Source organism: Lelliottia nimipressuralis (genome assembly GCF_004402045.1).
Lineage (GTDB): Bacteria > Pseudomonadota > Gammaproteobacteria > Enterobacterales > Enterobacteriaceae > Enterobacter > Enterobacter chinensis.
The window spans coordinates 65651-77939 of the sequence record NZ_SOMG01000021.1; the positions used below are offsets into that span (position 1 = coordinate 65651).

General features: G+C 55.2%; 11 protein-coding genes and 1 riboswitch. Of the genes, 8 read left to right on the forward strand and 3 right to left on the reverse strand.

Going from position 1 to position 12289, the window contains the following annotated elements; translation table 11 throughout:
* Positions 1–63 precede the first annotated feature (63 nt).
* Positions 64–238, reverse strand: a riboswitch (cobalamin riboswitch).
* Between the two features lie 453 nt (positions 239–691).
* Positions 692–1558, forward strand: coding sequence for an L-threonine kinase (locus E3U32_RS13370; protein WP_134349172.1), 867 nt, complete (start codon positions 692–694; stop codon positions 1556–1558).
* On the opposite strand, the gene E3U32_RS13375 is transcribed toward E3U32_RS13370, so the two are convergent.
* From E3U32_RS13375 to cobA, 3 genes are read right to left on the reverse strand one after another with little or no spacing between them, the layout of a single operon-like run.
* Positions 1550–2197 carry a precorrin-2 dehydrogenase/sirohydrochlorin ferrochelatase family protein gene (locus E3U32_RS13375; RefSeq protein ID WP_134349173.1) on the reverse strand — a complete coding sequence of 216 codons (648 nt, stop codon included), beginning with the start codon at positions 2195–2197 and terminating at the stop codon, positions 1550–1552. The two genes, E3U32_RS13370 and E3U32_RS13375, sit on opposite strands and share 9 nt — an antisense overlap.
* Before the next feature lie 4 nt (positions 2198–2201).
* Positions 2202–3272, reverse strand: coding sequence for a threonine-phosphate decarboxylase CobD (gene cobD / locus E3U32_RS13380; RefSeq protein WP_134349174.1), 1071 nt, complete (start codon positions 3270–3272; stop codon positions 2202–2204).
* Between the two features lie 38 nt (positions 3273–3310).
* Positions 3311–4081 (reverse strand): uroporphyrinogen-III C-methyltransferase, encoded by a 771-nt coding sequence (gene cobA / locus E3U32_RS13385; RefSeq protein WP_134349175.1) that lies wholly within the window; start codon positions 4079–4081, stop codon positions 3311–3313.
* Positions 4082–4600: 519 nt separating this feature from the next.
* On the opposite strand from cobA, the gene glmS reads away from it, so the two are divergent.
* From glmS to E3U32_RS13420, 7 genes are all read left to right on the forward strand, one after another.
* The gene (gene glmS / locus E3U32_RS13390) at positions 4601–5050 is read left to right on the forward strand and encodes a methylaspartate mutase subunit S (RefSeq protein WP_134349176.1); all 450 of its coding nucleotides are present in this window, start codon (positions 4601–4603) and stop codon (positions 5048–5050) included.
* On the forward strand, positions 5050–6438 hold the full coding sequence (glmL, locus tag E3U32_RS13395) for a methylaspartate mutase accessory protein GlmL (RefSeq protein WP_134349177.1): 1389 nt from the start codon (positions 5050–5052) through the stop codon (positions 6436–6438). Before glmS ends, glmL begins: the two co-directional genes overlap by 1 nt.
* An 18-nt stretch (positions 6439–6456) precedes the next feature.
* Positions 6457–7902 (forward strand): methylaspartate mutase subunit E, encoded by a 1446-nt coding sequence (locus E3U32_RS13400; RefSeq protein ID WP_134349178.1) that lies wholly within the window; start codon positions 6457–6459, stop codon positions 7900–7902.
* On the forward strand, positions 7902–9143 hold the full coding sequence (locus tag E3U32_RS13405) for a methylaspartate ammonia-lyase (RefSeq protein ID WP_024907735.1): 1242 nt from the start codon (positions 7902–7904) through the stop codon (positions 9141–9143). Before E3U32_RS13400 ends, E3U32_RS13405 begins: the two co-directional genes overlap by 1 nt.
* A gap of 3 nt (positions 9144–9146) precedes the next feature.
* Positions 9147–10517: an acyclic terpene utilization AtuA family protein gene (locus E3U32_RS13410; RefSeq protein ID WP_134349179.1), complete on the forward strand. Its 1371-nt coding sequence runs from the start codon at positions 9147–9149 to the stop codon at positions 10515–10517.
* Entirely contained in the window at positions 10514–10831 is a 318-nt protein-coding gene (locus E3U32_RS13415; RefSeq protein WP_134349180.1) for a DUF4387 domain-containing protein, read from the forward strand. The genes E3U32_RS13410 and E3U32_RS13415 overlap by 4 nt, the downstream gene beginning before the upstream one ends.
* A 165-nt stretch (positions 10832–10996) precedes the next feature.
* On the forward strand, positions 10997–12289 hold the full coding sequence (locus E3U32_RS13420) for a dicarboxylate/amino acid:cation symporter (RefSeq protein WP_134349181.1): 1293 nt from the start codon (positions 10997–10999) through the stop codon (positions 12287–12289).

Here is a 12289-nt window from a genome sequence, read left to right on the forward strand (position 1 = left end):
TACACGTAGTCCCAGTCTTTCGACTGTATGATGCATCAGTACAACCCACTTCCCACCGAAGTTGTTGAACGTTCCCGACAGGCAGGTCTTCTGGCTTAGCGTCCTCCTCGCCCGTCCTTCCCAATCTCACGATCAGTGGTCATTACGGGGTCGTCAGCATCACAGCAGCGGGGGCTGCGGGGGATTGTCACCCCCTTCCCTACCACAAATGTGGCAAACCTGTCGGCTTACATTATGAGAAACAGCACATTATCAAAACAGCAACGCTATTTACGGCGCTTCAATTCATCTTAGGCAAATACTTAACCGCAAATGAAATACATGCTGAGTAAAACGTGGCGTCAGAATAATTGACGTCTTTCTCAATAACTCAACGTTTTATCACAAAAAATAAAAAGCAAAGATAATTACGCTTAAAATCTCGACATTTATTGCGCTATGACAAGTTATTGCACCACTTGATATTTTTTCATTTTATCGTGATCAAAATTCATCAGGATATTAAAACCCGGCAATAACATAATATTGCTATTCAACACAGGTCCGTGTGATTTTATTGAGGCGTTACGCGTTCAGCAGGATCGCCGAATAATATGTAGATAATCCAGGGGGGAATTTGCGGTATATCATGGCAAGCGCGAGATCCTCATGACACTATGCTTCAGAAATTGCTGACCAGAAAGGTGGAAAGGTGGCTGTTGCGCAATGCCCCGCGTCGTGCGGTGAGCTTATCCAGGGCTGGATTTTGGGCAGTGAAAAGCTGGTCTCCTGCCCTGTCGAATGGTACAGCACTGTTGAGGTGAGTCAGGGTGCGTCCCTGGCGGATGAACGCCCGCTGTCGCGCGCGATGGTCGAGCGGTTATTGCAGCACTGGCACTACCCGGCGCAGTTGAGCCAGGATATCCGCATTGACGTGCACTCGACCATCCCGATTGCCAAAGGGATGGCCAGCAGCACCGCAGATATTGCCGCCACCGCCGTCGCCACCGCCCACCATCTGGGGCACCAGCTCGACGAAAGCACGCTGGCAACGCTCTGCGTTTCGCTCGAACCCACCGACAGTACCGTGTTTCGCCAGTTGACCCTTTTCGATCATAACGACGCTTCCACGCAGATTGCCTGCGACGCCCAGCCCGATCTCGACCTGCTTGTTCTTGAAAGTCCGCAAACGCTGCGCACGGCAGATTACCACCGCATCCCGCGTCAGGCGGGGTTACATGCCGGTGCGCCGGCGCTGCAACGCGCATGGGAAAAAGTACAGGAATCCTGTATAACGCAAAACCCTTACCGGCTGGGCGAAGCGGCAACTCTCAGCGCCATCGCCAGCCAGACGCTGTTGCCTAAACCGGATTTTGACGCCCTGCTCTCACTGGTTGAGGAGTGCGGCATCTACGGTGTGAACGTGGCGCACAGCGGCAGCGTCGTGGGACTGATGCTGGACAGAAATAAAGACGATGTCGATTATGTGAAATGGCTGCTGGCGAAAAAACAGCTCACCCGCCACTGGCCTGAACAACACCTGCTGCGGATGGTAAAAGGTGGCGTGACGCTACTCTGACAGCAGCCTGTGCTCAATGAGCCACTCGACCTGCTGCTTAATCTCTTGCTCTTGTTTCTGAGCTAAAGCCTGCTGCAGCGGAACATGCCGGAAGAACGCGCCCCAAAATGCACGCTTGCGCTCCCGGTCACCGCATGCGCCATTTACCCTTTCACGAAGCGCCCCCGCCAGCCGCACGCTTTCCCGCATGCCCGGAGGAAGATGGGCGGCAACATGCGCTTTGAGGATCTTGCTGTACACTGGCGCGTTGCCTCCGCAGCTCAGCGCAATAATGACCGGCGAATGGTCGATAATGGCCGGTGAGATAAAGGTGGCAGCAGAAGGGTCGTCCACGACATTGCAAAAGATACGCTCCGCGCTGGCGGCCCCGGCGACCTGAAGGTTCACCTGCGGATCGCTGGTCGCGGCAATGACCAGCCAGCATGATTGCAGATACTGTGGCGAAAACGTCGCCGGGAACCACTCGATGTCACCGCACGCGTGCAGACTGGCAAGTTCCGGCGTCAGGGTGGGCGCAACCAGATGCAGCACCGCCCCGGCGGCCAGCAGCCCCTTTGCCTTATGCGTCGCCACCTGCCCGCCACCGACGATCAGACAGCGTTTCCCCTTCAGGTTGCAAAAAATCGGGAAATAGTCCATTGCCTTAGCCTTGTAAAACGTGAGTCAACGCGTCAATAAACCGGCGGTTCTCCGCTTCGGTACGCACGGCAATCCGGTAGTAGTCGCGATCGAGCCCTGGGTAGTTTTCGCAGTGGCGGATAAGGATATGATGGCCGAGCAGCGCCGCCTTCAGGTCGAACCCCTGACGCAGGCAGCGGAAGAAAATAAAATTGGCCTGCGGCTCCCAGACCGCCAGCGATGAAAAGCGCGTCATCGCCTGCCACAGGAAATCCCGCTCCCGGGCGATAAAGGCGTGGCTGCGAGCAATATAGTCCTCATCCAGCAGCAAATGTTGCCCCACAAGCGCCGAGAAGGCATTCACGGACCAGGGCTCACGGGTGCGTTTCAGCTGACGAATGGTTTGCGTATTTCCGCTCAGCAGATACCCAAGACGCAGTCCGGGAATGGCAAAGAATTTTGTCAGGGAACGCAGCAGGTAAAGATAGCGTGACTCAGCCAGCCGTGGCGCCAGCGTGGAGCCCTGCGGCAGAAAATCGATAAAAGCTTCATCAACAATCAGCGAAATCTGCTGCGCTTCGCACAGCGAGGCCAGCCTGTCGAGAAGAGCGGCATCAGGCATGAGTCCGGTAGGGTTATTTGGCGTCGCGATGAACAGGCAATCGGGCCTGTGTGCGCGAACGGCGTCCAGTAGGGAGGCATCGACCTGGAAGCCGTTCTGCTCACTCAGCGCATAGTCGATTATCTCGCAACCCTGCTGCTGTAATGCCCGGCGATATTCGGCAAAGCCCGGCACCAACAGCATCGCCCGGCGAGGGGCAAGCGTTCGCACCAGGCCATAGATCAGCTCCGTTTCGCCATTGCCGGCAATCGTCTGGTCATAGTCACACTGACTGGCTCTGGCCAACGCCTGATGAAGATGACGGTATTCAACGTCCGGGTACTGCATGATGATATCCAGATGGGACACAATGAGCGACCTGACGCGCTCGGGTAGCCCTAACGGATTGATATTCGCACTAAAGTCCAACAGCAACTCGGGATCGATCCCCAACTGCAGCCCCGTTTCCAGGACGTTACCACCATGCTCACTCATTCGTTTCACTCGGTCATTTCGAAAATGTCAGGATAACATCAGACAACAACCTGATTCAGGGCGATATGTGATGCGGAAAACGCCAGTATCTCCTGCAGGTTGACCACTTCACCGACGACGATAAGCGCAGGAGCATGCAGTTTTTGACGTTCAACTTCGAGGTGGATATCGATCAGCGTACCTTTGGCCATCTGCTGACGAGACTGGCTGGCATACATCACCACCGCCACCGGCGTCCCGGCGGACATGCCTCCCTCGATGAGCTGCTGGCAGATTTCCGTCAGCCGGGTCATTCCCATCAGAATGACCAGCGTTCCGTTGATTTGCGCCAGGGCATGCCAGTTTTGCGGATCGTTCCCCTGGCACATATGACCGGTCACAATATGAAAACTGGAGGCGTAATGACGGTGCGTGACCGGGATCCCGGCATAGGCCAGCCCGCCAATCGCAGAACTGATCCCCGGCACAATTTCGAACGCCAGGCCGTCTTTCGCCAGTTGCTCGGCCTCTTCGCCCCCGCGACCGAAAACGTAGGGATCACCACCTTTCAGGCGCACCACCTGCCGCCCCTCCCCGGCATGCTTGACCAGCAAGGCATTAATTTGTTCCTGAGGCACCGGATGATGGCTTGGGGTTTTACCGACATCAATAATCAGACAGCCTGCCGGAGCCTGAGCCAGGAGTTCGGGGTTAACCAGGCGATCGTGAACAATCACCTCCGCATGGCGGATACAGTGCAGACCTTTTACCGTAATCAAAGACGCATCGCCAGGCCCGGCCCCTACAAGCCAAACTTTCCCTTTACTCATCGTTATATCCTCAGATTTAAATATTTAAAGACGCAAGAAAGCGGATAATTAAAATTAGCGCTGAATTATACATCCCCTCTGCACGTCAAAAATTTGATGTATTCATCACTCTTTCTTAATTTTACGAATGGTGTTTATGACCAATATCAATAAAACAGTGAATACCGCCTTCCCTCTGCCATTACGACATTATTGCTTTGGCCATTATGCTTAAAAAAACATATTAACCACCTTCGACAATAAAACAGGCGCGCGATCACAAATATTACAATGGTTTTGTCAATGACGTTTACAGATAAATATCAAACCTAAAAAGAATGACTCACAAATGATTGATACAAAAGAGCTTTAAATGCAGAGCCATTACCATCATCATTTTTGGAAGGATTTTTTGAAAATAGATCAATTGCTTCCCTTTCGTCTTCAAAACACACTCCAACACCATTAACAGACCCAATGTACATTAACCGTTCTTAATACCCACTTTATTTTCACTATCAGCCCTACAGAGGATTACCCATGAAGAAATCAACACTTGTTATTGGCGTCATTGGTGCTGACTGCCATGCGGTAGGCAATAAAGTTCTGGACCGCGTTTTTACTTCCCATGATTTTCACGTCATCAATCTTGGTGTGATGGTGAGCCAGGATGAATATATTGATGCGGCCATCGAAACGGGTGCTGATGCTATTGTCGTGTCATCCATCTACGGCCATGGCGACATCGACTGCCTGGGGCTGCGCGAGCGCTGCATCGAACGCGGTATCGGCGACATTCTGCTTTTTGTGGGCGGTAATCTGGTCGTGGGTAAGCACGATTTCGCCGACATCGAAGCCAAATTCAAAGAGATGGGCTTCAACCGCGTTTTCGCCCCAAGCCACGACCTGGAAGACGTCTGCCAGCTGATGGCGAACGATATACAGCAGCGTCAGCGCGTTGAAGAGCTCTGTCTTGAAGAGGGCTTCTGATGCAAATCGTCTCTGTCGACATAGGCTCGACGTGGACCAAAGCCGCACTCTTCACGCCGGAGGGTGATGGGCTAACGTTGGTCAACCACGTTCTGACCCCGACGACGACCCACCATCTGGCAGAAGGTTTCTTCACCAGCCTGAACCAGGTGCTAAACGTTGCCGATGCGCGACCTTTGCTGAACAGCGGGGACGTTACGCTGAAATACTCTTCGTCAGCAAAAGGCGGGCTCGCCGTTGCCGCAATGGGTCTGGTGCCATCGATAACCCTGGAGTCAGCCAAAGTCACTGCCCATTCAGCGGGCGCCAAAATCGCCCAGTATTACGCCTACAAACTGAACCGCCACGATATCCAGACGCTGGAGGACTCCCCGCCGGACATCCTGCTGTTCACGGGCGGTACGGACGGAGGAGAAGAGAGCTACGGTCTTGCCAATGCCCGCACGCTGGCAGCGTCAAAGCTGGATTGCGCCATTATCTACGCCGGAAATCGCGATATTCAGGACGACGTGCAGACCATTCTTGGCCACAAGGATCTGATCGTGGTCGACAACGTTTTGCCTGACCTCGATCACCCGAATCCGTATGCCGCCCGCAAGGCCATCTGCGATGTCTTTCTGTCCCGCATCGTGAAGGGGAAAGGACTGGACGTTATCGTCGGGGAAACCGGCGAAGAGCCGATGCCCACGCCGTGGACCGTCTACGAGCTGGTGAAAGCGATCAGCGATGTCGACAGCGCGTGGAAAGAATTCATGCTGATCGACATGGGCGGTGCCACCACCGACGTCTATTCCGCCAGCGCCAACATGCTCTCCCCGGATACCGTTCTGCACGGCGTGCCTGAGCCGTTTGTGAAACGCACCGTAGAGGGAGACCTCGGCATGCGCGTCTCGGCGATGGTGGTCGGCGAAAGTACACAGGAACTGGTGAACGTGGTGTTCGCCCATCAGCCTCAGCGCCAGGAAGCTTTTTATGGCTATCTGCGCCATCTGGTCGCACATCCGGACTATCTGCCTGTCACCGAAGAAGAAAAGCATTTCGACACGCTGCTGGCCGGGCTGTGCGTTGGGTACGCCAGCGAGCGCCATGCGGGCACCAAAAAACAGGTTTGTACCTGCGTAGGCAACGTCGATTTGCAGACGGGGCGCGATCTGACCACCGTGCGCAAAGTGGTGGGCTCCGGAGGATGGCTCTCCCGCGCCAGCCAGTTCGATGTTCATCGCTGGCTGAAGTACCGCGAGCTGGACGACAGCAGCAGACGCGTTCTTTTACCTGGGCAGTTTGACTATTACCGCGATGCAAAAGGTCTGCTTCCTCTGCTGGCGAATGTCGCCAGGCTGGACCCGCAGGCGGCGGCTCGCACCAGTATTCATTGTTTAACCCTATAAAACCTAAGGCAGCAACGAATGGAACTTCGAAATAAAAAGCTAACCCATGACGAATTCATGACTGAGCGGCAACAGGTCTTGCAAACCTGGCATACCGGCAAGGACGTTGAGAACTTCGAAGATGGCGTGAAGTACCAGCAAACCATTCCTGAGCAAAAACGCTTTTCTCACGCACTACTGAAGGCCGACCAGGAAGGTAAAACCCTGAGCCAGCCGCGCGCAGGCGTAGCGCTAATGGATGAACACATCGCCCTGCTCAAAACGCTGCAGGAAGAGTGCGATTTGCTGCCCAGCACCATCGATGCCTACACCCGTCTGAATCGTTATGAAGAGGCGGCGGTAGGGATCCAAAAATCCATCGAAGCGGGCACCTCCAAACTTAACGGCTTACCGGTCGTCAACCACGGCGTCGCCGCCTGCCGTCGCATGACTGAAGCGCTGGAGAAACCGATTCAGGTACGTCACGGCACGCCAGATGCGCGCCTGCTGGCGGAGATCGCTATGGCCAGCGGCTTTACCAGCTATGAAGGCGGCGGTATCTCCTACAACATTCCGTACGCTAAGCGCGTCACCCTGGAAAAATCCATCCGCGACTGGCAGTACTGCGACCGCCTGATGGGCCTGTATGAAGAACAAGGTATTCGCATTAACCGTGAACCGTTTGGCCCGCTGACCGGCACCCTGATCCCGCCGTTTGTGTCCCACTCGGTGGCGATTATCGAAGGTCTGCTGGCGCTGGAACAGGGCGTGAAGTCAATTACCGTTGGCTACGGCCAGGTCGGTAGCCTGACGCAGGATATCGCCGCTATTCAGGCTCTGCGTGAATTGTCCCACGAATATTTCCATAACCACGGATTTGACGATTACGAGCTGAGTACCGTCTTCCACCAGTGGATGGGCGGCTTCCCGGAAGATGAGTCGAAAGCGTTTGCCATTATCTCCTGGGGCGCAGCGGTTGCCGGTATGTCCGGGGCGACCAAAGTGATCACCAAGAGCCCGCACGAAGCCTTCGGTATTCCGACCGCCGCCGCAAACGCCCAGGGGCTGAAGGCCTCGCGCCAGATGCTCAACATGGTCAGCGATCAGAAATTCCCGCCGTGTGCCGCCGTCGAGCAGGAAGTCGAGCTCATTAAGAGCGAAGTCCGCGCCGTGCTGAAGAAAGTCTTCGAGTTGGGCAACGGCGATGTCGCGCGCGGAACGGTGCTGGCGTTTGAAGCTGGCGTGCTGGACGTACCGTTCGCGCCCGCCTCCTGCAACGCGGGCAAAATTCTGCCGGTTCGTGATAACGCCGGTGCCATTCGCGTGCTGGAAGCCGGCGCGGTTCCGCTGCCGAAAGATATCCTCGCCCTGCATCACGATTACGTCGCCGAGCGCGCGCGTTTTGAAGGCCGTAAGCCCTCATTCCAGATGGTTGTTGATGACATCAACGCGGTATCCCACAGTAAATTAATAGGAAGACCATAATGAAAATTAAACAGGCCCTTTTCACCGCAGGCTACTCCTCGTTCTATTTCGACGATCAGCAGGCCATCAAAAACGGCGCCGGGCATGACGGTTTTATCTATACCGGCAATCCGGTAACGCCTGGATTTACGTCCGTTCGTCAGGCGGGTGAATGCGTATCCGTACAGCTGATTCTGGAAAACGGTGCGGTGGCGGTGGGCGATTGCGCAGCGGTGCAATACTCAGGCGCAGGCGGTCGCGATCCGCTGTTCCTGGCTGAACACTTCATTCCGTTCCTCAACGATCACATCAAGCCGCTGCTGGAAGGCCGTGACGTTGACCGGTTCCTGACGAACGCCCGCTTCTTTGACGAACTGCGTATAGACGGCCATCTGCTGCATACCGCCGTCCGTTATGGCCTGTCGCAGGCGTTGCTCGACGCGGCGGCACTGGCGACCGGCCGTCTGAAAACGGAAGTTGTTTGTGATGAATGGCAACTGCCATGCGTCCCGGAAGCCATTCCGTTATTTGGTCAGAGCGGCGACGACCGCTATATCGCCGTCGACAAGATGATCCTCAAAGGCGTTGACGTACTGCCGCATGCGCTTATCAACAACGTGGAAGAGAAGCTGGGCCTGAAGGGGGAAAAACTGCGTGAGTATGTGCGCTGGTTATCCGACCGCATCTTAAGCCTGCGCACCAGCCCGCGCTATCGCCCGACGCTGCACATCGACGTGTACGGCACTATCGGTCTGATTTTCGATATGGATCCGGTACGTTGCGCCGCGTATATCGCCAGCCTCGAAAAAGAGGCCCAGGGCCTGCCGCTGTACATCGAGGGGCCGGTGGATGCGGGTAACAAGCCGGATCAGATCCGCCTGCTGACCGCCATCACCCACGAGCTGATGCGCCTGGGTTCCGGCGTGAAAATCGTTGCCGATGAGTGGTGTAACACCTATCAGGACATTGTGGACTTCACCGATGCAGGCAGCTGCCACATGGTGCAGATAAAAACCCCGGATCTGGGCGGTATTCACAACATCGTTGATGCGGTGCTGTATTGCAACAAACACGGCATGGAAGCCTATCAGGGCGGTACCTGTAACGAGACGGAAATCAGCGCCCGCACCTGCGTGCACGTGGCCCTCGCCGCTCGCCCGATGCGCATGCTGATCAAACCGGGCATGGGCTTCGATGAAGGTCTTAACATCGTGTTTAACGAAATGAACCGCACCATCGCACTGTTGCAAACTAAGGATTAAAAGATGGCACGTACATTTAAGATCTTATCGCCAACGGCTATCCTGGGTTATGGCTTCCCGGAAGAGAGTTTTCGTAAGGCCATGGAAGCGTCGCCGGATCTTATTGCGGTTGACGCAGGCTCTTCCGACCCGGGCCCCCACTATCTGGGGGCAGGTAAGCCTTTCACCGACCGGGCGGGGGTAAAACGCGATCTGCGCTATATGATCGTGGCTGGCGTTAAGCACAACATTCCGGTGGTGATCGGTACCGCCGGTGGGTCCGGTGCCGCGCCGCATCTGGAGTGGTGCCGCCAGATAATCCTTGAGATTGCGCAGGAAGAGAAGCTGTCATTCTCTATGGCGCTGATCCCGTCGGATGTCGATAAAGCCACCGTGCATCAGGCGCTGGATAACGGGAAAATCACAGCCCTGGATTTCGTCCCGGCGCTGACCCACGAGGCCATCGAAGAGAGCACCTATATTGTCGCGCAGATGGGTATCGAGCCTTTCCAGCGGGCGCTGGCGGCCGGGGCGCAGGTGGTACTGGGCGGACGGGCGTACGATCCGGCCTGCTTTGCCGCGCTGCCCATCATGCAGGGCTTCGATGAGGGTCTGGCGCTGCACTGCGGTAAGATCCTTGAGTGCGCGGCGATTGCCGCTACGCCAGGCTCCGGCTCCGACTGCGCAATGGGCATCATTGACGATAATGGCTTTACGCTGAAAACGTTTAATCCGAAGCGTAAATTCACCGAGACGTCGGCCGCGGCGCACACCCTGTATGAGAAATCCGACCCGTACTTCCTGCCGGGGCCGGGCGGCGTTCTGAACCTGAAAGGGTGCAGCTTCAAAGCGGTAAACGAGGGCGAAGTGTACGTCAGCGGTTCCCGCCACGAAGAAACGCCGTATGCGCTGAAGCTGGAAGGCGCCCGCCGGGTCGGCTTCCGCTGCCTGACCATTGCCGGTACACGCGACCCGATCATGATTGCCGGGATCGATAACATCCTCGAAGAAGTCCAGGTCAGCGTGAAGCGCAATCTCTCGCTGAATGACGACAGCATCCGCATGACGTTCCACCTGTACGGTAAAAATGGCGTGATGGGCAACCATGAGCCGATGCAGTCTGCCGGGCACGAGCTGGGTATTTTGCTGGATGTAGTCGCACCCACGCAGGATATCGCCAACAGCGTCTGTTCGCTGGTGCGCTCTACCCTACTGCACTACGGCTATGAAAACCGGATCGCAACGGCGGGCAACCTCGCGTTCCCGTTCTCCCCTTCCGACATTCAGAGCGGTCCGGTGTATGAGTTCTCAATCTATCACCTGATCGAAGCGAGCGACGCGCTGCGTTTTGATTTCCACATCGAGCAGGTCACGCCAGAAGGAGTTCGGTTATGAAACACGGTATTTGCTCACTGGCGCAGGTCATTCGTTCTAAAAACGCCGGGCCGTATGAACTGGTTCTGGATATTTTATTTAAAACGCATGAAGACTATCAGCGGGTCAAAGCCTCGGAGCAATTAACGCCGCAGCTTATTGCCCGTTTATATAACGTTAAGCCTGACTTTATACATCGTATTATCTGGTTCGACCCGGCGAATGCGGTCAAAATCGTCATGCCTCGCGATATTATCTCCGGCAACGTCGGTGACAATGATGTTTATGGCGCCCAGCAACATGCACCATTATTAAGTCTCGAGTTCGATCTGTAACACTACAAATACAACAACGTCCATTGGGATATAGATATTTGCTGTATCACTGTATTCCAGATAATTCATGCGGTTGGTCACAACAAACGTGCGTCTGAGCGGTTCGTCAGGACTCAGGCGCACGCTACCCTACACATTAACCAACCTTTATCCGATGGAGTAAACATGAAAAAAATAAGCTTAACGAAAATGATCATATTAGGTTTGATACTCGGCATGATAGCCGGGGTGGTCATTAATAATATGGCATCAGCAGATACAGCAAAATCGTACTCACAGGATATTTCTATTTTCACCACCATATTCTTACGCATGGTGAAAATGATTATCGCCCCACTGGTCATTTCAACCCTGGTGGTCGGCATAGCCAAAATGGGTGATGCTAAAACGCTCGGCCGTATATTCTCCAAAACCTTTTTCCTCTTTATTTGTGCCTCGCTGCTGTCGATCGCGCTGGGACTGGTTATCGTCAACATCTTCCAGCCTGGCACAGGCATTAACTTTGTTCCCCATGACGCCGGGGCCGTTGCGGCCGTTCAGTCCGAGCCGTTCACGCTGAAAGTGTTTATCTCTCACGCGGTACCGACCAGCATCGTTGATGCCATGGCCCGCAACGAGATTCTGCAAATCGTGGTGTTCTCGATTTTCCTCGGGTGCAGCCTGGCGGCCATTGGCGAGAAAGCCGAGCCCATCATTAAGGTGCTCGACTCTCTGGTGCATGTGATGCTGAAGCTGACGGGCTACGTCATGCTGTTTGCACCGCTGACCGTATTTGCCGCGATTTCCGGACTGATTGCCGAACGCGGTCTGGGGGTGATGGTCAGCGCAGGTATTTTCATGGGCGAGTTCTACATGACGCTCGGCCTGCTGTGGGCGATTCTGATTGGCCTCTCCACGATGATTGTCGGTCCGTGCATCAGTCGTCTGACTAAAGCTATCCTCGAACCTGCGCTGCTGGCCTTTACGACCTCAAGTTCAGAAGCGGCTTTCCCGGGCACGCTGAACAAACTGGAAAAATTCGGCGTCTCCTCCAGGATTGCCAGCTTTGTGCTGCCCATCGGCTACTCCTTTAATCTGGTCGGCTCAATGGCCTACTGTTCGTTTGCTACCGTGTTTATCGCCCAGGCGTGCAACATCGAACTGAGCATTGGCGAGCAGATCACCATGCTGCTGATCCTGATGCTGACCTCGAAAGGAATGGCGGGCGTGCCGCGTGCATCGATGGTGGTTATTGCCGCCACGCTCAACCAGTTCAATATTCCGGAAGCGGGCCTGATTCTGCTGATGGGCGTCGATCCGTTCCTCGACATGGGCCGTTCCGCCACCAACGTGATGAGTAACGCGATGGGTGCCGCTATCGTCGGTCGCTGGGAAGGCGAGCACTTCGGCGCCGGCTGCCGCGGCAAGGTTCCGGCCAAAGAAAGCACCGCTTCAGAAACTGAAATCGCCATGTATTGA